Raw genomic sequence first — 20,725 nt, 5'->3', positions numbered from 1 at the left:
CAACCTAAAGAATTGCAACACACTTTTTCTAACCTGGCTAAGTGTGTCGCAATCTTTTTTATATTTTGGCAGGCTGCTGTAAGGAGAGCCTGTTCACTTGCATTCTTTAATCCCCGTAACCGGCAGTAGCGAAGCCCATGCAGCTCCTTTAAGTCTGCGAAGCTTCGCTCCATTTTTTTCTATCTAAATTTATAAAGCAATTTTCCCGATTTAGATAAGCGATTTAACCTTACCTTTTCCTTTAATGGCTTTTTTCCATGCTTTATTCTATCCTCTTCAATAGCCTTGTTTAATTCATCAAAGTATTCACGAGTTTCTACTTCAACTTCTTCTCTCGTGTATTTATGCTTATTTGCATTTGCCTTTAAATGGGATCAGGAACTAATTTATCAATAGACACAAATTCATATTCAATTTGGGTAGATTCTCTTGGTTTAAACATAGATTTCACCACTATTTTTTTATTTTTTTGGTTGTGTGTGGACATTATTGAATTTGCACCTGTTGATTGGAGCGGAAGGCGCGAGACTCCTGCGGGAGTACGGGGCAGGGGAGACCCCGAAGGCGCCTTAGCCCCGAGGAGGCTTCCCGACACGCCCGCGGAAAGCGAAGCACCTGGAGCGCAAATCAACAGACATGTCGTATTGAATTTTTATAACGAATTAACGCAGTGAAATGTTAAAGTTACATAAAAAAATAATGGCTGTCGAAGGTTTTTCGACAGCCTGAGAGAGAATACGAGTTTTAAGTATTCTCTCTTTTTTATTGCTCTTGTAAAATAGTAGTGACAACTGTAAAGACACCTGTTAAAATACCCATAGAGCTAATAGATTTACTACCTTTTTCTAAAAAAAATATTTTTAGGGAATAATGTAAACAGATAGAGGGGCATAGGGGGATACAGATGCACAACAAAAAGGAAATATCAGGAAGAAGACTACTTGGAATTGCCGGGATGGGCTGGATGTTCGATGCCATGGATGTGGGCATGCTCAGCTTCATTATCGCGGCATTAAAAGTAGAGTGGGATTTAACCCCAGGCCAGATGGGCTGGATTGGCAGTGTAAATTCAATTGGGATGGCTGTAGGGGCACTTATTTTTGGACTAATGGCCGATCGGATTGGCAGAAAAAATGTATTTATTATTACGTTATTATTATTTTCGGTTGGCAGTGGTGCTTCCGCCTTTACAACAACATTAACCCTCTTTTTAGTATTAAGATTCTTTGTCGGAGCGGGTTTAGGCGGGGAGCTTCCCGTTGCCTCAACACTTGTATCCGAAAGTGTTCCAGTTGAAAAGCGCGGCAGGATTGTTGTACTACTTGAAAGCTTTTGGGCAGCCGGCTGGCTGATTGCAGCTGTCATTTCCTATTTTGTCATTCCGAAGTTTGGGTGGCAGGTTGCATTGTTAATCAGTGCCATCCCAGCTCTATATGCTTTATACTTGCGTATTGGTTTGCCTGATTCACCGCGGTTTACAGCAATAAAGCAGAAAGATAAAATATCCGCCTTCCAAAGCATGAAAAAATTATGGTCGAAAGAGTATAGTCGTCAGACCGCCATGCTCTGGATTGTATGGTTCTGCGTCGTCTTCTCCTATTACGGTATGTTTTTATGGCTGCCAAGCGTCATGGTCATGAAGGGATTTAGTTTAATTAAAAGCTTTGAATATGTCCTAATCATGACAATAGCTCAGTTACCAGGCTATTTTACGGCAGCATGGTGTATTGAAAAATTTGGACGGAAATTTGTCTTAGTTGTTTATTTAATTGGAACAGCAGCAAGTGCCTATTTCTTTGGAACTGCTGATTCAACCGTTCTATTAATGGCTGCGGGGATTCTTTTGTCATTCTTTAATCTCGGAGCTTGGGGCGGCTTATATGCCTATACTCCGGAACAGTATCCAACCAATATCCGCGCTACCGGAACAGGCATGGCCGCTTCCTTTGGGCGGATTGGCGGTGTATTAGGACCATTGTTGGTTGGCTATCTTGTCGCACAAAAGATTTCCATCTCGGCGATATTTACCATCTTTTGTATTTCAGTCCTCATCGGGGCCATGGCCGTCTTCTTTTTGGGAAAAGAAACGAAAAGCAAAGAATTAGTATAACAATTTGAGGTGAGAGATTCCTTATTTTAAGGGTCTCTTTTTTATTGACTAACGCAGGAATCATATTTAGACAAAATATTTGTTTTTACTGTTCACTTTTCCGACAAAAATAAAATCTTATTCACTTTACTGAAATAAGGCTTATGAAGATAGTAAAATATCGTTTTTTCCTTATTTTCAAAATTATTTTAAAATAACACACGATAAGACTAGACGAACTTGAAATTATTTTGTACAATGTTTTCAGAATATTATCTTTTTTTAAAACAGTAGGACAATTATTTTGGGAAAATTTTTAAAAAAACAGGGGGTATTGCCATGAGAAAGAAAAAATTAGCTGGTATTTTTATGTCGCTAATGGTAGCAGCGGGCGTGATGGCTGGTTGTAACTCAAGCACGAGCGGGGATGGCGAAAAAGGCGACACAATTAAGATCGGAGCAAACCTTGAGTTATCCGGAGGTGTAGCATCTTACGGTCAATCCATTAAAGAGGGGATTGAACTTGCATTCGAAGAAATCAATAAAGATGGAATCAATGGTAAGAAGTTGAAGCTAGTACCGTTTGATAATAAATCTGATGCCCCAGAAGCCATTAACGGCGCTACTAAGCTTATCAGCCAAGATAAGGTTGTTGCTATTATCGGTGCAGCAACAAGCGGAAATACAATTGCACAAGCAGAAATTGCCCAAAGCAACAAAATCCCGTTATTGACGCCAACGGGCACAAATCCAGATGTTACCGTCAAGGGTGGCAAATTGAATGATTTTGTTTACCGTACATGCTTCATTGACCCATTCCAAGGTACGGTTGCAGCGAATTTTGCTGTGAACGAGTTAAAAGTAAAAACGGCTGCTGTTTTTATTGACACCGCAAGTGATTATTCCAAAGGTCTTGCTGCCTCCTTCAAGGAATTATTTGCAAAAGAGGGCGGAAAAGTGGTCTTAGAGGAAGCTTATGTAGCAAAGGATACAGATTTCCATGCTCAATTAACAAACATTAAAGGAAAAAATCCTGATTTTATCTTCGTTCCTGGATATTATGAAGAGGTTGGTCTAATTGTGAAGCAGGCGCGTGAATTAGGTATTAATGTTCCAATGATGGGTGCCGACGGCTGGGATTCTCCTAAACTAGTTGAACTGGCTGGTAATGAGGCCTTAAACAATACATTCATTACAAATCACTATTCTTCTGGAGATTCTGATCAAAAGGTTCAAGAATTTGTGAAAGCCTTCAAAGCAAAATACAAAGATAAGTCACCGGATGCTTTCAACGCTTTAGGTTATGACTCTGCTTATTTCATTGCTGATGCCATTAAGCGTGCAGGTAGCAGCGATCCGAAGAAAATTCAAAAAGCACTTGCTGAGACAGATGGACTTAGTCTTGTCACTGGAAAAATGAAGCTTGATGATAAACATAACCCTATTAAATCTGCTGTCATTTTAGAATACAAAAACGGCGAGCAAACATTTAAAACAAAAGTAGATCCTAAATAGAAAAGCGTAAGCGCCCGTTAAGCGCTGAAACTAGACAAACTTTATAGTGGTCAAAATGAATAGGGAGATTGCGTGTCTCCCTATTCTTATTGAATATGGTTAAAGTCCTTTAAAGGAGTGCAGGACATATGGAACAACTAATCCAACAGCTAGTCAATGGAATTTCTTTGGGCAGCATTTATGCGTTAATTGCCCTGGGTTACACAATGGTTTATGGGATTGTCAAACTGATTAATTTTGCCCATGGGGATGTCGTCATGGTCGGTGCATTTATAGGTTTTTATTCTATTACTATTCTTGATTTAGGATTTTTCCCTGCTTTGCTTATTTCCATGGCTTCCTGTGCCATCTTTGGCGTTTTAATTGAACGGATTGCCTATAAACCGCTAAGAAATGCAACAAGGATTGCCGCACTGATTACGGCTATTGGTGTATCTCTCTTTATTGAATATGGAACCATTTACGTTCGTGGTGCCCAGCCGGAAGCCTATCCAGACAATATCGTACCATTAAAGAGTTTGGAGATTTCCGGCGTCAAAATTAGTGGTCAGTCCATCCTGATCTTAGTGATTTCTATTTCCTTAATGATTTTACTGCAGTTTATTGTTCATAAGACAAAAATCGGCAAAGCGATGCGGGCCGTTTCATATGATATGGATGCGGCAAGATTGATGGGAATTAATGTGAATAATACGATTTCTGCCACCTTTGCAATTGGTTCTGCTCTTGCGGGGGCAGCTGGAGTAATCTTGGGCATGTATTATACAAAAATTGATCCATTGATGGGAATTACCCCAGGGATTAAAGCATTCGTCGCTGCCGTTCTAGGCGGGATTGGGATTATCCCAGGTGCAATGACCGGAGGGTTACTATTAGGTGTTATTGAGTCACTTGTTAGTGCTGCCGGAGGCTCATTATGGCGGGATGCCGTTGCATTTGTTGTCCTGATTCTTATTTTAATCTTCCGCCCAGCAGGCCTATTTGGTAAAAATGTCAGGGAAAAGGTCTAGGGGGTGGACAGAGATGAAAAATGTAAAAAATGCAAAAGGTTTTTGGGGCTCGATCGTTTTAGTCATTATTTTTACCGTTGTAACACAATTTCTCATTAATGGGGGAACATTGAACTCCTTTTATGTAAACACATTGTTTTCGATCGGCATCAATATTATCCTTGCCGCGAGTCTTCATTTAATTATAGGCATTACCGGGCAGTTTTCGATTGGACATGCTGGTTTTCTTGCTGTTGGAGCCTATGCTTCAGCGATTGTGACGATGAAATTAGGACTGCCATTCCCACTGGCAATCATTGCCGGTGGTATAGCAGCAGCGATCGCTGGCCTGATTATCGGGATTCCAACACTGAGATTAAAAGGAGACTATCTGGCTATTGCTACCCTTGGCTTCGGAGAAATTGTCAGGATTGTCTTCTTAAATATTGATTATGTGGGCGGGGCCAGTGGAATGACCGTTTCCCACCTCACAACATGGCCATGGCTGCTTGCCTGTGTGGTCATCACGATTGTTGTCATTGTAAACTTCACAAACTCGACTCATGGACGAGCCTGTATTTCGATAAGAGAAAATGAAATTGCAGCGGATGCGATGGGAATCAATACGACTTTTTATAAAGTAATAGCCTTTGTGATTGGCGCCTTCTTTGCTGGTGTTGCTGGGGCGCTCCATGCCCATAACTTCTATATTATCCAGCCGACAAACTTCAGTTTCTTAAAATCGTTTGATATCTTGATTTTAGTCGTAATCGGCGGCTTAGGAAGTATGTCGGGTGCGGTGATTGCTGCCATCCTGTTAACCATTATTTCAACGTTTCTCTCCAATTATCCAGAGGTTCGGATGGTTATTTACAGCCTTGTGCTGATTGTGATGATGCTTTTCCGCCCACAGGGATTGTTGGGAACGAAAGAAATTACCTCTTTCTTGAAAATTGGCAAATCTGCTAAAGGAGGAGTGCAGCATGATAGCAAAAACACCGTTGCTTAAGGTAGAAAATGCCGGTATTCGCTTTGGCGGACTTAAAGCAGTTTCAGAAGTAAACCTGGAATTAAACCAGGGTGAACTTGTCGGTTTAATTGGCCCAAATGGAGCCGGAAAGACGACATTTTTCAACTTGTTAACAGGTGTCTATGTTCCTACTGAAGGAACTATTTCCTTAGATGGTGATAAATTAAATGGGCAAGCTCCCTATAAAATTACTAAAAAAGGGATTACTAGGACGTTTCAAAACATTCGCTTGTTCAGTGACTTATCTGTTCTTGATAATGTTAAGGTTGCCTATCATTCACTAGCCAAACATTCCATCCTTAGCTCGATCTTCCGCCTCCCCTCCCACTTTTCAGGTGAGAAGGAAATGGAGGAAAAGGCTATTGAATTTTTAAAAATCTTCAAGCTTGAAACGGTATTGCACGAACAAGCCAAGAATCTGCCGTACGGTCAGCAGCGCCGTCTTGAAATTGCCAGAGCACTGGCGGCCAATCCGAAATTACTGCTCCTTGATGAACCGGCAGCCGGGATGAATCCGCAGGAAACAGAAGAATTGATGAATTTAATAGCCTTGATCCGTGAACGGTTTTCGTTAACGATTCTATTGATTGAACATGATATGCTTCTTGTTATGGGTGTGTGTGAGCGAATTTATGTGCTTGACCACGGCCAGTTGATTGCCGAAGGTACACCAGAGCAAATCAGAAATAATCCAAAAGTCATCGAGGCGTATCTGGGCGAGGAGGTCTCTTAAAATGCTAAAAATAAATGATATTAATGTCTATTATGGAAATATTCATGCATTGAAGGGAGTTTCTCTTGAAATTAATCAGGGCGAAATTGTCACTCTGATTGGGGCCAATGGCGCTGGTAAAAGTACACTTCTAAAGACCATTTCTGGCTTATTGAAGCCGAAAAACGGCGAGATTTTGTTTGAAAGTGAACACGTGGCTGGAAAGGTTCCACAATTAATTGTGAAGAGAGGAATTTCTCAAGTTCCAGAAGGGCGACGGGTGTTTGCTAACATGTCAGTCGAAGAGAATTTGGAATTAGGTGCTTATTTGCGCAAAGATAAAAAAGGTATCCGCGAAGACTTTGAAAAGGTCTTTCAGCTTTTCCCGCGTCTGCAGGAGCGCCGCAAACAGCAATCTGGAACACTCTCAGGCGGTGAGCAGCAAATGCTCGCGATGGGCCGGGCATTGATGGCCAGACCGCGCCTATTACTGTTAGACGAACCTTCAATGGGTCTTGCGCCGCTGCTTGTGAAAACCATCTTCCGGATTATTGAGGAAATTAAACAAACAGGTACAACCATTCTATTGGTAGAACAAAATGCCAATATGGCTTTATCCATCGCCGACCGTGCCTATGTTATTGAAACAGGAAAAATTGTTGCTTCTGGCACTTCAGAAGAACTAAGCCAGAGCGATCAAATTAGAAATGCCTACCTTGGCGGACATTAATAAAGAGGATAAAAGAGTCTGATCCCTCGCACTAAAATCAATATACGATGAAAGCTGAAGTGAACTTTCGCAGTATATTATGGTGGAGGGGTCAGGCTCTTTTTATAATATAAGAATTTATAACATTGGACTTCGAGAAATGTCCAGCTCCAGGCGCCTGGAGCTTTTCTTAAAAGATAAGAAAGTATTAAATTTTCGACTTTGAGAATTGTCCAGCTCCAGAGCCCTAGCGACTAGAGTGCTTCCCTCACCTCCCTACGATAAGTCAACATCGGTTCGCTAACGCTCACCGTGTTTCCTTTATCTCAGTCGGTTCAGTCCAGCCCTTACGTCGCTGACCAGGGCGCTTGCGCTTTTCTTACTTGAATTACATTTTTATTTTCCTTTGTTCGGTATCCAACTGGAATTGTTGCCGTCTTTTTGGGCTTAATCGATTTCTAATGATGTTCACGTAATCCTCGTAGAGCTGCTCTAAACCGACTAAAGCAAGGGAAAAGAAATTGGCATAATTCTTCTGCACTTCCCATTTTAACTCGTTCTTTCCGCAGATACTGTATTTATTTAACTCTTCAATTTCCCGTTGGATTTTTTCTAATTCCGCTGTTTGCTGATCTTCAGGCAGTGAGAGCAGAAAATCAATTTTTTCAATATAATCCATTGATTTTATAATTTTCTCTTTAATATCATTATATCCAGCATTATCGATAAGATCATATTTTAATTTGAACTCGTTTAGCTTTAGGGCCGCTTCATAGGTGGAATTCACAATATCATCCCGTGTCATATCGATTGTTTCATAGCTTAGCATATGCTTCCAGGATGGCTGGGTAATCGCCTTGCGATGATCCTCAAGTGTATGACAGAATTTTTTATACCCATGGATTTCTGGATGCTCAAAGGCCGGGCTTGCCGGGTCAAGAAATGGTGCTAGCGGCGCAACAAAGTAAAAGATTCTTGGATCCTTGTTGCATGCCAGATGAATCGTCTCGCAGAAATCAATATTATCAACAGCACTTTGGTAGGTCTGTCCCGGAATGCCGACCATAAAGAACAGGTCGATTTTTTTACAGCCGTTCTTTAAGGCGAAATTAAGCGTATCGATAACTTTTTGATTGGTACAGCTAAATTTCCCGTTATAACGTCTGATATGTTCATCATGGGTCTCAAGGGTAATTTCAATACTATATTTTGGCACACTATCATTCATTTGAATAAAGAATTCTTCATCTGCATATTGGAATAATTCAAAAACGATTTCATTTTTAAGTTGAAGCTTTTTAAGCCTGCTGAAAAACTCACGAACATATTCACGGCCGCCCTGACGCAGATCATGCAGAATAAATATCGGTGCTCGGCTGAAGCGTGAAATAAACTGAATGTCCTCCACAAGCTTTTTAGGTGAACGTAAAGCGAGTGAATTCCGATTACAGTTTTGATTATAGGCCTCTCGTGAACCGCCGCAGATGAGACAGTTTTGTGTACAGCCACGAGCCGTTAGTAACGCTGTATTCGGATATTGCAGCCAGCCGTTGTATGGCAGCGGGTCAAGGAAATTCCGATACTTAAATACTGAGCGAATCGTATAGCGATAGCCTGGAACGTCGATATCATCCAAATCCTTTGGTACATATGTAATCGGATTGTAGCCGCACTCTTCTCCTTTTTTCCAAGTTAAATTAGGAATGTCGGCATAATGGGTGTTCCCAGTTTCAATTTTATTCATTAGCAGGAGCATAAGCTTTTCTGTAGAGTCGCCACGCATGACGAAGTCGATACAGGGGTATTCAATTAATTCTTTATGATAGTAGGTTGCGGACAAGCCACCAAAGATAATTGGTATTTTAGGGTGAAGCTTTTTGACAATTTTAGCAAGTTCAATACTGCCGTGGGCATGTGGCAGCCAATGAAGATCGATTCCGAACGCTTTTGTTTGGATTTTCTTTAGTTTCGCTTCAACATCAAATTTTTCACTCATCAGCATGCGATTGGCAATATTGATGATTTTCACCCGCAGTCCGTAGCGCTCTAAATAATCAGCAATACTTGTCAGCCCGATTGGGTACATTTCAAAAACAGGCGATGACGGGACAACATCACTTATCGGTCCGGCAAGCAGGGAGTTTTTTCGAAAGTCATAAACACTGGGAGCATGCAAGAGAACTAAATCGTATTTCATATACTTCCACCTCAGGTCAATTTGTATTGGATAGTCAAAAATGTCTCATCACAAGAAATGAAAGAGTTCAATTTCTTTTGTGATATATTTCACATATAGAGATAGTGAATAAAAATAAGTGCTGCATTGCGTATTTTGTCGATGAGATTATTCATCTAGTTAACTTTAGTTTACTATAATAGTTAATTAATAGAGTGACAAACGAGTGACAAATTATGGGGGATTTTGTGTTATATAAACATTTTCAGTATGCTAATGGTAGAAATAATTTTTAAACAGCAACATGGAGGGATTAGGAAAATGGCGCAATCCAAAACGAATGCAATGCGAATATTGGATAGCAAAAAAGTCAGCTATGACATGCTGACATATGATAATAAGGATGGGAAAATTGACGGGATTTCAGTGGCAGAGAAGATTGGCAGAGATCCAAAAGAGGTATATAAAACGCTTGTTGCCCAGGGCGCAAGCAAAAATATCTATGTCTTCGTTATTCCGGTGGCTGAAGAATTGGATTTAAAAAAGGCAGCCAAAGCAGCAACAGAAAAGAAGGTTGAAATGATTCATGTAAAGGATATTCAAAAATGGACTGGTTATATCCGCGGCGGCTGTTCCCCAATTGGAATGAAAAAAGAGTATAAGACCTTTATCGATGAAAGCTGTCTCCAAGTTGATTCCATTGTTGTAAGCGGAGGGAAAATTGGCGTTCAAATTGTGTTAGACCCAGCAAGTTTAAAGGACTTAACCAAAGCTGAAATCATCGATCTGATTAAATGAAATTTCATATGGAAATGGGGCGGAGCGCCGCAAAAGTGTATCGTTATTTAAATCATAGTGAAAAATATATGATAAGTATTTCGAATGGAGTGAAGCACTGCTCTGCTCACACCGCCTTTATAAGGTTACTTTGATCGTTGTGATAAGATTTCCATAATAAATGGATGTGTGCAACACCAAATAAGTTTTGTATGGGCACTCACCTATAAATGACAAAAGCATAGAATAGTGTGAAATGAAACGATGCCATTGTCAGGATGAAAAACTTGCCGATGGTGAAACCATTAGGTGTAGTTGAGTAGCGAAAAAAGGGAGTGTTGATGGGTGGCAGGAAAAATTAAAAATTATTTTGCCGGCGGTAATACAGCTAGGGGGTTTCATAATCTGTACGATTCCAACCTCCAAGGACTTGAGCGATTATTTATTTTAAAAGGCGGGCCGGGAACAGGTAAATCCTCACTGATGAAGAAAATTGGCAGTGAATGGTTAGAAAAGGGCTACAATATTGAAATGTTGCATTGCTCGTCCGATAATAATTCCATTGATGGGGTGTTAATCCCTGCATTAAAGGTAGGAATCGTCGATGGAACCGCTCCACATGTGATTGAACCAAAAGCACCAGGGGCGGTTGAGGAATACATTAACCTTGGCGAGGCCTGGAATGCGAGAGCACTTGCTGTTCAAAAAAAATCTATCCAAATGCTAACCAATCAGATTAGTAAATCATTTCAAAAGGCGTACGCGACGTTTAAAGAAGCGTTGGAAATCCATGATGACTGGGAAAAAATTTATATTAATAGCATGGATTTTAACAAAGCAGACCAATTGTCGAACAAGTTAATTGAATCGTTTTTTGGAAAAATGAAGTTGAATAAAGCTGCCGATGTGCGTCATCGATTCTTAGGAGCGGCGACGCCAAAAGGAGCTGTTGACTTTGTCCCGAATTTGACCGAAGAAATTCCAAAACGCTACTTCATTAAAGGACGCCCTGGTTCCGGGAAATCGACGATGCTGAAAAAGCTTGCCACTGCCGCTGAGGAACGAGGGGTGGATGTAGAAGTCTATCATTGCGGTTTTGACCCGCATAGCTTAGATATGGTTATTTTCAGAGAACTGGGCATTGCCGTTTTTGATAGTACCGCTCCTCATGAATATTTTCCAAGCCGTGACGGCGATGAGATTATTGATATGTATGAAATCTTGATTGATCAGGGAACAGATGACCTTTTCGCGGAGATTATCAGTAAGATTGCTGCAAAGTATAGAAGCAAAATGGCGGAGGCAACGAGCTATCTTGCAAAAGCAAAAGAGCTTCATGATGAGCTCGAAGCGATTTATATTGCAGCGATGGATTTTTCTGTTGTCGAAAGGATTCAAGCTAAGATTGCAGAGGAAATCAAGGAATTGGCGGGTGCCAAGTGGTAAGTGGAATGTAATCTGGGGGCCGGAATAAATGCCGGCTCCCAGTTATTTTTTCTAAGTACCAGAATTTATATTATTGAACTTTGAGAATTTTCCAGCTCTAGCGCTCAGCGTCGTCTCCGCTTTTCTTTTTTTTCTGAGTATGATTATTTTGATTCCCTTTGCTGTTATCACCGCTGACAAACTCATTCGCAAATTCCGCCTCTGCATGACCTGCTCTCGGTGAATTTTGATTGCGGCTGCCTATGTTAAATTTTTTAGTCAAATAAAAGAACTCCTTTCCAATAAACTAGTGTTATTGTTGGCATCGGAGGGTTTATTTATGTAATTTCCTTACGAAAAAAATGAGCAACCTTACCTAACAGAAACTCGCCGAGAATCCTAGGAGAAAGTATTAGGATAAACTAGTATATTCGACTTGGTCTGGCTAGGTTTCTCTTACAGGCTTAGCTTTATTCTTTAACTTAAATCCAACATAAAGAATAAGGAACCATACAGGTGCAACGTATAAGGCAACACTCATTCCATCGATAAAGGCCATTAGAACGATGATCATCGCTAAAAAGGCAAGGGCAATATAGGAGGAATACGGGAAGAAAGGAAGTTTAAAATCAAGTTTACTAACCTCTTCTTTCGATTTCGCTTTTCTAAAGGCAATTTGTGTAATTAAAATAATCGTCCAGCTTGTGACAACTGCGACTGTTGCAACAGCTGAGATGTAAATAAACACCTTTTCAGGGACAACATAATTTAATAACACCGCAATTAATAAGAAGGCTGATGAGAATAAAATACCCTTGCTTGGTGTACCCCACTTATTTAACTTCCCGAAAAATTTCGGGCCGTTATTTTGCAGGGATAAATTGTAAAGCATTCTTCCGGTACTGAAAAGACCGCTGTTAAAGGCTGATAGTGCGGCTGTTAGGACAACGAAGTTAATAATATCTGCTGCCCCAGGAATACCAATTTTATCAAAAATCAATACGAATGGGCTTCCTTTCGAACCTACTTCATTCCATGGGTATAAGGTCATCATGATCCCAAGGGCACCTACATAAAAGATGAGGATACGCCATATCACACTGTTAATCGCCTTTGGAATGGTTTTCTTAGGGTCTGTGGCTTCACCGGCGGTAATGCCAATTAATTCAACACCGCCAAATGAGAACATAACCATAACAAGCGAAAAGAGCAAGCCTTTCATACCATGTGGGAACATGCCGCCGTGGGACCAAAGATTGCTAAATCCCATTGGTTGACCACTGTTTCCGAAACCAAACAAGACAATCGCTAAACCAGCGGCGATCATTCCTAAAATAGCCAAAACTTTAATTAAGCCAAACCAAAATTCAAATTCACCATATGCCTTAACATTAAGGAGATTGATACAGGTGATTAATAATAATGCAGCGAGAGCAGAGACCCATTGTGGAATATCAGGAAACCAATAATTCACATAAACACCGACAACCGTAATCTCTGCCATACCGACGACGACCCACATAAACCAGTAGGTCCAGCCTGTTAGATAACCGGCAAATGGTCCAAGGTAGTGATTTGCATACGAGCTAAACGAACCTGATACCGGCTCAGCCACTGCCATTTCGCCAAGAGCCCTCATTATGGTGAAAATAATCATTCCTCCAATGATGTAGGAAAAAATGACGGCCGGACCAGCCGACTGAATTGTTGAGCTTGAACCGTAAAAGAGCCCTACTCCTATTGCTCCCCCAAGAGCAATTAACTGGATGTGCCGATTGTTTAACCCTCTCTTTAAATTTTCTCTCTCTTGACCTTTTTTCCCCAAGCAAAACACCTCATTTTATAAAATAAAAAGTTCATCTATCTAGTATGCAATTTTTATGACAAAAAAATTGAGTTAAGAAATAATATTCTTAACTCAATAATATAATCATTGAACCTGTTCATAGTCAATTCCGTATTTTCTCATTTTGTTTAGGACAATAGTGTAACTTCTCTTGGTGTCTTCTGAAAAAGAATAAAGGGATACCAGCTGGATAGGAGAATTACTACATATGGAAAAATAAACACAGGAGTGTATCGAATTGAATCTCCGTTTAGCCATCCGTTTTTGGAAAAAGATATTGATCAACAATCAATTCCCATACGAGGAAGTTTTCGATGAGGAAGATGGAGAAGAAATTGGATCGCAAGTATTTTTAACCAACAATACGGAGAACTAGCATGAAGAGAGAGGACTGATTTTTTTGGATGCAATGGTTGTCTTGTTGACGAATTTGTTTGAGAAAAACCGTAATGAAACGGAAGCTGTGCCGATGAAAAATTATATGAAGGTCCATTTTTCCTTCTTAGGAATCAAGTCACCGTTACGAAAGGAATTAGAAAAGCAATTTTTTAAAGATACAGGGTTGTTAAAAGAACCATTTAGTAAGGAATTTATTGTCGAGCTTTGGGAAAAGGATGAAAGGGAATATCAATATACGGCCTTGACTTATATAGAAAAATCCTTAAATAAGCTGCAAAAAACGGATTTGCCATTCATGGAGCAGCTGATTACCACGAAATCCTGGTGGGATACCGTTGATGCGATTGCGCCCAAGGCAGTTGGAAAAATCGCTGATAAGTTTCCAGAAGTGGTCCCAGAAACAATTGATGGCTGGGCAACTCACGATTATATGTGGCTTAAACGGGCAGCGATTCTTTTTCAATTAAAATACAAACAGAAAACGGATGAAGAGCTGCTTTATCAATACATACGGCAAAATGCCGCTAGTAAGGAATTTTTTATCCAAAAGGCGATTGGCTGGGCGTTACGAGAATATTCTAAGACAAATCCGGCTTCGGTGAAGAAGTTTATTGAAGGGCAGCCTTTGGCGCCATTAAGCGTTCGCGAAGGCAGCAAGTATCTTAGCTGAGCATGAAGGTGATATGGTAGGGGGGATTCATGTTAAAATGGCAATAATGAAAAAGAACAGAGGGTGAACAACATGATAAAATGTATAGCATCCGACATGGATGGAACATTATTAAATCCAGTTCAGCAAATCAGCAAGGAAAATAAGGAAGCCATTTTAAAAGCACAATCACAGGGAGTAGAATTTGTTGTGGCGACAGGCAGGTCCTATCAAGAGGCAATCTATGTCTTGTCTGAGGCAGACCTACATTGTCCAGTAATTTGTGTTAATGGAGCTGAGGTTCGCTCAAAAGAAGGAGAAGTTATTTCAGCAACGCCCATCAGTAAGCCATTGGCACAAGCAGTTGCCGCGATTTTAAAGGGACATGATGTGTATTTCGAGGTCTATACCAACAAGGGTGCATTTACGATCGATGGCGATAAAGCGATTTCGACGCTTGTTGACATTATTGTCAGCGCTAATCCTGAGGTAAACCGAGAAGAGGCCACATATGCTGCAGGAGCAAGGCTCCGTGCCGGCTTGGTCTATACAATTGAAGATTATCAAGTTTTATTTGATGAAGAAGAGTATCAAATCTATAAGCTGCTAGCTTTCTCATTTGATTCTGACAGACTTGGAGCAGCCAGCAACTCCCTTGCAGATTTTGAAGAATTGGCTGTATCTACCTCAGGTCATGAAAATCTCGAAATTACCAATAAAATGGCGCAGAAAGGGATTGCCCTTGAAGCATTCGCCAAAGCAAATGGGTTTTCCCTGGAGGAGACAATGGCGATTGGTGACAATTATAATGATGTCTCGATGTTTGAAAAGGCGGGAAGAGCAGTGGCAATGGGAAATGCAAGCTTTGAAATAAAGTCTCTATGTGATGTCGTAACTGACACCAATGACGAAAGCGGCGTGGCGAAGGCGATTTTAGAAGTGTTATAGGTAGGGGGGCCCTCATGGACAAAGCTGGTTCTATTTTACTTGTGATGATATTGTTGCTTTCTGGCTGTTCTTTTTTTGAAAAAAAGGATGTGCATCAAGAGGACAATAAAGCTGTTGTCACTCATTCTGACGTAGAAGTAGTCGCTGGAAATTTATCTGTCCCATGGTCGATTGATCAGGTGAATCAAACTTTCTACATTAGTGAACGGACCGGCAGCGTTGTCAAAATCGAAGACGGTAAAATGGAACGCCAACCTGTGCATTTAGAAATGCCGCTGGCAGATGCGGCTGAAGCGGGACTACTTGGCTTTGTCCTTGACCCAAAGTTTTCGGAAAACCAAAAAGCATATGCATATTATACTTATTCCGATGAGGAGAAAGGTCAATTTAATCGGATCATCGTTTTAAAGACGAATGGTACCGAATGGGCAGAAGGAGAAGTTCTTCTCGATAAAATTCCCAGTGCTGCCTATCATCATGGGGGTAGACTGAAGATAGGTCCTGACGGAATGCTTTATATTACAACAGGCGATGCAACATCGCCGGCCGTCGCACAAAAGCTGAACTCGTTAAATGGGAAAATATTACGGATGAATCTGGACGGGACCATTCCGGGTGATAATCCTTCTCCGAATTCGTATGTTTACAGCTATGGCCACCGGAATCCACAAGGGCTAGTGTGGATCCAAGGTGTGCTGTATGAGAGTGAGCACGGCCAATCGGCCCATGACGAAATCAATGTGATCAAACAAGGTGCCAATTATGGCTGGCCGGTTATTCAAGGGATGAGTAAGAGAGCAGGTATGGAGACGCCGTTATTTCAATCTGGAGATGAAACTTGGGCGCCTTCCGGAATGGCAGTCGCTGATGGCAAGCTTTTTGTGGCGACGTTAAGAGGGAATACGGTTCGGGAATTTGATTTGGAACAGAAACAGACCAAGCCCGTGATCACAGGACTAGGAAGAATCCGTGACATTTACGTCGACGGAGACTACTTATATTTTGTCAGCAACAACACCGATGGCCGGGGCACCCCCGATGAAAAAGACGACAAATTATATCGCGTCCCGTTAAGGGACTTGAAATAAATGGGAAACGGTGTCAGGCACCATGTGAAAAATTCACATGGTGCCTGACACCGTTTCTGTTATAGTATTTCAATTTTTAAGGAGTTGACCTGGGAGACGAGGAGTTCTTCGTATTTTTGCTGGGCTTGGTAGTAGATTTCTTGGTCTCCAGCTTTTGGGTTTTCCTTTTTAACTTGGTCGACTAAATCCTGTTGGACTTTCCGCGATAGGACAATCATCTTATACTGTTGCTTTTCAGTTGCCCAAAACTGGTCTGCGCCGTATTCAGTGATTAGCCTTTTCGCTGATTCAAACTGGTTATACTGGTCGCGGACCTTCATTATTGCCTGGTCGACTTCAGCAGCTGTCGCCTGGTGACCTTTTTCATCCGCGAGCATCGCCATAGAGCGGAGGCGGATAATTTGCGTGAGTAATTGGTTTTTATCGTCACTGATTTTTTCCTGTGAATCTAAGTAGGCTAGTTCTTCCTCTAACTGCTTACCGCTATATTTTTTTTTTGCCGTTTCGCGGTTGATTTCTAATTGAAGCTGATTAATCAACTGATAAAAGGCTAAATCCTCTTTGGTGATCCATTCACCATTCATTTTTGCGACACCTTTAGGCGTAACAACGTTGATATCGACTACTTTTTCTGCCTTTTTTCCATCTTCCTTTGCTAATGTAAAGGCGGCTTCATATTTACCTGTCATCGGCAGCTTCACTTTCCCGGAATAAGTACCGTTCTTTCCTTCCACCAGCTTTACATTATAGGTGCCGTGATCCATATTTGTCATTGACAGCTCTACGGAAACGTCAAGACCTTTAACCGCTTTTTTGTTTTCGGTTACTTTAAATTCAAACGCACTAGCCGTATCCTTTTGGTAATAGAGCTCCTTCGTGACCTCAATTTTATAATCAGGTCCCGAACTGCAGCCGGTTATCAGTGCGATCAGAAGAAGCAGCGCTAACATCACTCGTTTCTTCATGATTCCATTCCCCCTAAATGATGTGTTTCTAAAAATTCATCCACAGTGAATTTCTCCATTTTCCCATTATCTAAATAAGCAACATGTGTACAAACCTGGCGGATTTCATCGAGATGATGCGACGAGAGAAGAATCGTTTTATCATGAAGTGATTTCAATACCTCCAGGATTTCCTTTCTTCCCATCGGGTCAATCCCGCTTGTCGGTTCATCTAAAATCAAAATGCTAGAATCTTGGTAGAGGGTTATCGCCAAACCAAGGCGCTGCAGCATTCCCTTAGAATAAGACTTTACCTGGACTTCGCGGTCGTCCCACAAGCTAACCGACCTTAGTGAAAGCTCAATCCGTTCGAGGTCAGCCGCCTTCTCAACAGCTTCCGCAAAAAAGGTCATATTCTCAAGCCCGGTCAGCATCGGGTAAAGCATAAACTTTTCTGGCAAGTAGGCAATCGCCTTTTTCCATTCGTCATTTTTCTTCGTGACTTTAATTCCATTAATCACAATCGACCCTTGCTTCACAGGTAATAAGCCTAGCAAACTATTAATGAACGTTGATTTCCCAGCGCCATTCCGGCCGACTAACGCGCAAATTTCATGTTTATGAACCTCAATCGTGATCGCATCTAGCACTGTTTTTTTCCCGAACGATTGGTTTAAATTCTCCACCTTTATCATTCGTACCCCTCCTTACGGTTGAACACAATCGCCGTACCAAAGGAAACGGCAAGCCAGAAAATCAAATTTCCAAGCAAAAAGAATACCGGCTTTGTCCACATGAATGCCTGCAATAGCCTTGACATGTGACCAAACGAATACACGCCCATCCCGGTTTCCAGGTACATTCTAACGGACTGAAGCGGATTTAAAAAATAAACGGATGAAAATAATTTTACATTTTCGTAGGTGACGTCAGGTAAAAATGATAGCAGAATAAAATCGTGCAGGAAGAAAAAGTAAAACCATACAAATATCGTATAGCCAATGATCTGCATCCGCGAACGGCTGAAGCTGCCGATAGCTGCCCCCATTTGCAAGAATATCAGTGCCATGAGCACAATCGCTGCCACAAATATCAAATAGCTTTTAATATCGAGTTGAAAAGTAAATTTTAATAGCAGTAAATACAAGAAAAACCAACCAATGAGCGGGACAAGAACTACTGTATAGAGCCCGAGGCTTTTTTTAACCAAAAAGCTTGGATAATTATCCTTCTTCGTCAACAGCATGATTAACGTCTTCTGTTCCTTTTCTTGAAAAATCGAGAACGCCCCGATAAATAGGCAAAGAATTGGAATAAAGTAAATGAGCGTATCAAACAGATTGATTAACAGAATATAAAATCCTTTATCAAAGGAAAGGGCGGTGGATCGAAACAAAATGCTGATTGTTAGGATAACAATGATGCTTAAAGAAAGCCACAGTCCTTTACCCCTTATGTTTTCCTTCCATTCCTTCCAAATATAATGCATAGTTGATGTCTCCCCTTTATTAAGATCAACATGACCGCCAGTCCGATGGCAAGATAAATGATAGATGAATGTTTGCCTTTTGCGGTTGTTAATGGGTATGAATCCTTAAACATAACTTCATCGTCTTTCAATGTTGCATTTATTTTTTCATATATCGTAATCGCTGGACTTTTTAAAAATAAATTAGTTAGTTCTTGGTCCTCAATTAATTGGTGGAGGGAAGAATGATAGGTAATTGGAAAATCCCCGATGCCGTCTTGGTTTAAATCAGTCAACGGAAAGGTGGAGCCCCAATTGTTTCCTTTGCCATTCTTGCTCCAGGAATTGTTTTCTCCTTTGCCGCCAAGAGTAACCGCGGGAATCGTATTTTCGGAAATTTGGTTTAGCGTGAACGTTTGGTCATTGGAACTGGCCCAAAGCTCAATGCCAATTTGATTTTGGATAATTTTATTGTTGAGAATCGTATTTCTCGTGGCCTGGTCAATATACAATCCTCGCTGGTTCATGTAAAAGGTATTGTTATTTATATAATTATCATTGGCTTGTAAAAGCAATAAGCCAAACGATTGGTTTCCATAGTTAATGATAAATTGGTTGTTTTCTAATTTCAGGTGATTCGAGTTCATGACAGCAGCGCCGCCAGTATTCATCGTAAACACATTTCTTTTAAAAATATTTTCGTCTGAGTACATGTAATGCAGACCATATCGAGTATTGGTAATGTTATTGTCATAGCTTTTATTGTTATTGGCATAATCAAAGAACATGCCGTCCCGTGTGCCGTCGACGGTGTTGTTGGATAATAGATTATCATTTGCATAGAAAACATGAATTCCATTACCCTGGGCGGCAATTTCCCCTTTTCCCATTCCTTTAATTTCGTTATAACGGATGATATTATGGTGGGCCTTGCTTAAATAAATACCGTGAAAAGAATGGCGGATTTTGATGTGCTCAATCACATTGTTATCTGAATAAATCTTGATAGCTGCGTATTCCTCGGCAGAGTTTCGGTTCATGCTGCCGTGGGTTACCGTTAAATGGCTAAGCTTCACATGAGGAGCTTTGACAGAAATCACGTTACCGGTTCCGTCTCCTTTGATCACGGTTTTATTTGCGCCAATAATCGTCATGCTTTTAGTGATAACGATATTGCCTTCATACGTTTTATTTTCAAGCTTCAACACCGCCCCCTCTTTCATGGAGTCGATGATTGCTTGCAAGTTTTCGGCTGCCATATTTTTCTCAGGTTTCACGAGGAAAAAGAGAGAAAAAACGAAAAGAAAGAGCGTCATTTTTTTCATTTTTTTCGATCCTTCCATAACGGAATTAGCAATAGAATAAAGGCTGCGATCACGAAATAGATACCTGTACCAAGTAAGCTGTGTGTCGTAAAGTTTGCTACCGTATTCTGTCCAATAATCGGCGGGACAAATGGATCAATTTTAATCGGTGCTTTTGGACTTAAATTAGTCCCGTATTTTTGCAAGGCGAAATGAAGATCCAATACTCCTACCACACCGCCAATGGTAATAATGCCAATTAATCCGTAAAGCACTTTCTTATTGCGAAGGATGGCAGTTAAAAGAGTAAGGACGGCTAATCCACCAATAAGGTAGGAAAGGTAGGATAATTCAGGGAAATTTTCTTTACTGAAATTCGACATTCCGATATAGTGGTTAAGCCCGTTAATAATATCAATTTCTCCCTGTAGCTTGTTCGGATAGACAATAATATTTAAACCTTCAGGATATTGCGGTGCATAAAAGACCATCTTCCACCACGGAAAGAATAAGGAAACAACAATTAATATGGCTGAAACGGTTATGAGTAATGAAGAAGTAATCGATAATTTATGTCTTTTCCTACTATCATTCAAGAAAACCACTCCTGTTATAGTGACAAATTGATTGAATAGAGAGGGGTATCAACCTCTCAAA

General features: G+C 40.7%; 20 protein-coding genes and 1 pseudogene. 12 read left to right on the top strand and 9 right to left on the bottom strand.

The features are described from left to right. A pseudogene (locus M5A78_RS05945) lies at positions 1–242 on the bottom strand (transposase); the annotation flags it as partial. A gap of 662 nt (positions 243–904) precedes the next feature. Between M5A78_RS05945 and M5A78_RS05940 the strand changes: the two are divergent. From M5A78_RS05940 to M5A78_RS05915, 6 genes are all read left to right on the top strand, one after another. Then, positions 905–2,110: an MFS transporter gene (locus M5A78_RS05940; protein ID WP_248734364.1), complete on the top strand. Its 1,206-nt coding sequence runs from the start codon at positions 905–907 to the stop codon at positions 2,108–2,110. A 318-nt stretch (positions 2,111–2,428) separates the two neighbouring features. After that, positions 2,429–3,604 (top strand): ABC transporter substrate-binding protein, encoded by a 1,176-nt coding sequence (locus M5A78_RS05935; RefSeq protein ID WP_248734363.1) that lies wholly within the window; start codon positions 2,429–2,431, stop codon positions 3,602–3,604. Between the two features lie 128 nt (positions 3,605–3,732). Then, a complete protein-coding gene (locus M5A78_RS05930) occupies positions 3,733–4,614 on the top strand; it encodes a branched-chain amino acid ABC transporter permease (RefSeq protein ID WP_248734362.1) in 882 nt (293 codons plus the stop codon). 13 nt (positions 4,615–4,627) lie between these two features. Next, positions 4,628–5,602: a branched-chain amino acid ABC transporter permease gene (locus M5A78_RS05925; protein ID WP_248734361.1), complete on the top strand. Its 975-nt coding sequence runs from the start codon at positions 4,628–4,630 to the stop codon at positions 5,600–5,602. Continuing rightward, positions 5,577–6,356 carry an ABC transporter ATP-binding protein gene (locus M5A78_RS05920; RefSeq protein ID WP_248734360.1) on the top strand — a complete coding sequence of 260 codons (780 nt, stop codon included), beginning with the start codon at positions 5,577–5,579 and terminating at the stop codon, positions 6,354–6,356. Before M5A78_RS05925 ends, M5A78_RS05920 begins: the two co-directional genes overlap by 26 nt. A gap of 1 nt (position 6,357) precedes the next feature. After that, positions 6,358–7,065 carry an ABC transporter ATP-binding protein gene (locus M5A78_RS05915; protein ID WP_248734359.1) on the top strand — a complete coding sequence of 236 codons (708 nt, stop codon included), beginning with the start codon at positions 6,358–6,360 and terminating at the stop codon, positions 7,063–7,065. Between the two features lie 367 nt (positions 7,066–7,432). Here M5A78_RS05915 and M5A78_RS05910 read toward each other — a convergent pair whose 3' ends face one another. Beyond that, a complete protein-coding gene (locus M5A78_RS05910; RefSeq protein WP_248734358.1) occupies positions 7,433–9,241 on the bottom strand; it encodes a TIGR04190 family B12-binding domain/radical SAM domain protein in 1,809 nt (602 codons plus the stop codon). 300 nt (positions 9,242–9,541) lie between these two features. Between M5A78_RS05910 and ybaK the strand changes: the two genes are divergently transcribed. Further along, positions 9,542–10,018, top strand: a complete 477-nt coding sequence (ybaK, locus tag M5A78_RS05905) for a Cys-tRNA(Pro) deacylase (protein ID WP_248734357.1) — start codon at positions 9,542–9,544, stop codon at positions 10,016–10,018. A gap of 324 nt (positions 10,019–10,342) precedes the next feature. Further along, positions 10,343–11,443, top strand: a complete 1,101-nt coding sequence (locus M5A78_RS05900; protein WP_248734356.1) for a PRK06851 family protein — start codon at positions 10,343–10,345, stop codon at positions 11,441–11,443. Positions 11,444–11,540: 97 nt separating this feature from the next. On the opposite strand, the gene M5A78_RS05895 is transcribed toward M5A78_RS05900, so the two are convergent. Both M5A78_RS05895 and M5A78_RS05890 read right to left on the bottom strand, forming a co-directional pair. Continuing rightward, positions 11,541–11,705, bottom strand: a complete 165-nt coding sequence (locus M5A78_RS05895) for a hypothetical protein (protein ID WP_248734355.1) — start codon at positions 11,703–11,705, stop codon at positions 11,541–11,543. A gap of 162 nt (positions 11,706–11,867) precedes the next feature. After that, entirely contained in the window at positions 11,868–13,247 is a 1,380-nt protein-coding gene (locus tag M5A78_RS05890; RefSeq protein ID WP_248734354.1) for an amino acid permease, read from the bottom strand. A 259-nt stretch (positions 13,248–13,506) separates the two neighbouring features. Here M5A78_RS05890 and M5A78_RS05885 point away from each other — a divergent pair, with 259 nt between their 5' ends. The 4 genes from M5A78_RS05885 (at position 13,507) to M5A78_RS05870 (ending at position 16,352) form a co-directional block, all read left to right on the top strand. Then, positions 13,507–13,644, top strand: coding sequence for a hypothetical protein (locus tag M5A78_RS05885; protein WP_248734353.1), 138 nt, complete (start codon positions 13,507–13,509; stop codon positions 13,642–13,644). 33 nt (positions 13,645–13,677) lie between these two features. Further along, positions 13,678–14,337: a DNA alkylation repair protein gene (locus M5A78_RS05880; RefSeq protein WP_248734370.1), complete on the top strand. Its 660-nt coding sequence runs from the start codon at positions 13,678–13,680 to the stop codon at positions 14,335–14,337. 72 nt (positions 14,338–14,409) lie between these two features. Next, the gene (locus M5A78_RS05875; RefSeq protein WP_248734352.1) at positions 14,410–15,264 is read left to right on the top strand and encodes a Cof-type HAD-IIB family hydrolase; all 855 of its coding nucleotides are present in this window, start codon (positions 14,410–14,412) and stop codon (positions 15,262–15,264) included. Between the two features lie 14 nt (positions 15,265–15,278). Beyond that, the gene (locus tag M5A78_RS05870; RefSeq protein WP_248734351.1) at positions 15,279–16,352 is read left to right on the top strand and encodes a PQQ-dependent sugar dehydrogenase; all 1,074 of its coding nucleotides are present in this window, start codon (positions 15,279–15,281) and stop codon (positions 16,350–16,352) included. Positions 16,353–16,411: 59 nt separating this feature from the next. On the opposite strand, the gene M5A78_RS05865 is transcribed toward M5A78_RS05870, so the two are convergent. Genes M5A78_RS05865 through M5A78_RS05845 form a run of 5 tightly spaced genes read right to left on the bottom strand, consistent with a single transcriptional unit; the run spans position 16,412 to position 20,664 of the window. Further along, positions 16,412–17,317 carry a FixH family protein gene (locus tag M5A78_RS05865; protein ID WP_248734350.1) on the bottom strand — a complete coding sequence of 302 codons (906 nt, stop codon included), beginning with the start codon at positions 17,315–17,317 and terminating at the stop codon, positions 16,412–16,414. Next, on the bottom strand, positions 17,314–17,991 hold the full coding sequence (locus M5A78_RS05860) for an ABC transporter ATP-binding protein (RefSeq protein WP_248734349.1): 678 nt from the start codon (positions 17,989–17,991) through the stop codon (positions 17,314–17,316). The genes M5A78_RS05865 and M5A78_RS05860 overlap by 4 nt, the downstream gene beginning before the upstream one ends. After that, positions 17,988–18,785 (bottom strand): ABC transporter permease, encoded by a 798-nt coding sequence (locus M5A78_RS05855; protein ID WP_248734348.1) that lies wholly within the window; start codon positions 18,783–18,785, stop codon positions 17,988–17,990. The genes M5A78_RS05860 and M5A78_RS05855 overlap by 4 nt, the downstream gene beginning before the upstream one ends. Continuing rightward, positions 18,749–20,089, bottom strand: a complete 1,341-nt coding sequence (gene nosD, locus M5A78_RS05850; protein ID WP_248734347.1) for a nitrous oxide reductase family maturation protein NosD — start codon at positions 20,087–20,089, stop codon at positions 18,749–18,751. The genes M5A78_RS05855 and nosD overlap by 37 nt, the downstream gene beginning before the upstream one ends. Next, positions 20,086–20,664 (bottom strand): hypothetical protein, encoded by a 579-nt coding sequence (locus M5A78_RS05845; RefSeq protein WP_248734346.1) that lies wholly within the window; start codon positions 20,662–20,664, stop codon positions 20,086–20,088. Before M5A78_RS05845 ends, nosD begins: the two co-directional genes overlap by 4 nt. Positions 20,665–20,725: the final 61 nt, after the last annotated feature.

The sequence above is a fragment of the Neobacillus rhizosphaerae genome, assembly GCF_937468385.1.
GTDB lineage: Bacteria > Bacillota > Bacilli > Bacillales > Cytobacillaceae > Neobacillus > Neobacillus rhizosphaerae.
Note: the sequence above shows the minus strand (reverse complement) of the source record. Positions and strands in the feature narration are given on the sequence as shown.

Coding starts and splice junctions, on each gene's coding strand:
- M5A78_RS05940 (WP_248734364.1), top strand. CDS start 905: ATGCACAACAAAAAGGAAATATCAGGAAGAAGACTACTTGGAATTGCC.
- M5A78_RS05935 (WP_248734363.1), top strand. CDS start 2,429: ATGAGAAAGAAAAAATTAGCTGGTATTTTTATGTCGCTAATGGTAGCA.
- M5A78_RS05930 (WP_248734362.1), top strand. CDS start 3,733: ATGGAACAACTAATCCAACAGCTAGTCAATGGAATTTCTTTGGGCAGC.
- M5A78_RS05925 (WP_248734361.1), top strand. CDS start 4,628: ATGAAAAATGTAAAAAATGCAAAAGGTTTTTGGGGCTCGATCGTTTTA.
- M5A78_RS05920 (WP_248734360.1), top strand. CDS start 5,577: ATGATAGCAAAAACACCGTTGCTTAAGGTAGAAAATGCCGGTATTCGC.
- M5A78_RS05915 (WP_248734359.1), top strand. CDS start 6,358: ATGCTAAAAATAAATGATATTAATGTCTATTATGGAAATATTCATGCA.
- M5A78_RS05910 (WP_248734358.1), bottom strand. CDS start 9,241: ATGAAATACGATTTAGTTCTCTTGCATGCTCCCAGTGTTTATGACTTT.
- ybaK (WP_248734357.1), top strand. CDS start 9,542: ATGGCGCAATCCAAAACGAATGCAATGCGAATATTGGATAGCAAAAAA.
- M5A78_RS05880 (WP_248734370.1), top strand. CDS start 13,678: ATGGTTGTCTTGTTGACGAATTTGTTTGAGAAAAACCGTAATGAAACG.
- M5A78_RS05875 (WP_248734352.1), top strand. CDS start 14,410: ATGATAAAATGTATAGCATCCGACATGGATGGAACATTATTAAATCCA.
- M5A78_RS05870 (WP_248734351.1), top strand. CDS start 15,279: ATGGACAAAGCTGGTTCTATTTTACTTGTGATGATATTGTTGCTTTCT.
- M5A78_RS05865 (WP_248734350.1), bottom strand. CDS start 17,317: ATGAAGAAACGAGTGATGTTAGCGCTGCTTCTTCTGATCGCACTGATA.
- M5A78_RS05860 (WP_248734349.1), bottom strand. CDS start 17,991: ATGATAAAGGTGGAGAATTTAAACCAATCGTTCGGGAAAAAAACAGTG.
- M5A78_RS05855 (WP_248734348.1), bottom strand. CDS start 18,785: ATGCATTATATTTGGAAGGAATGGAAGGAAAACATAAGGGGTAAAGGA.
- nosD (WP_248734347.1), bottom strand. CDS start 20,089: ATGAAAAAAATGACGCTCTTTCTTTTCGTTTTTTCTCTCTTTTTCCTC.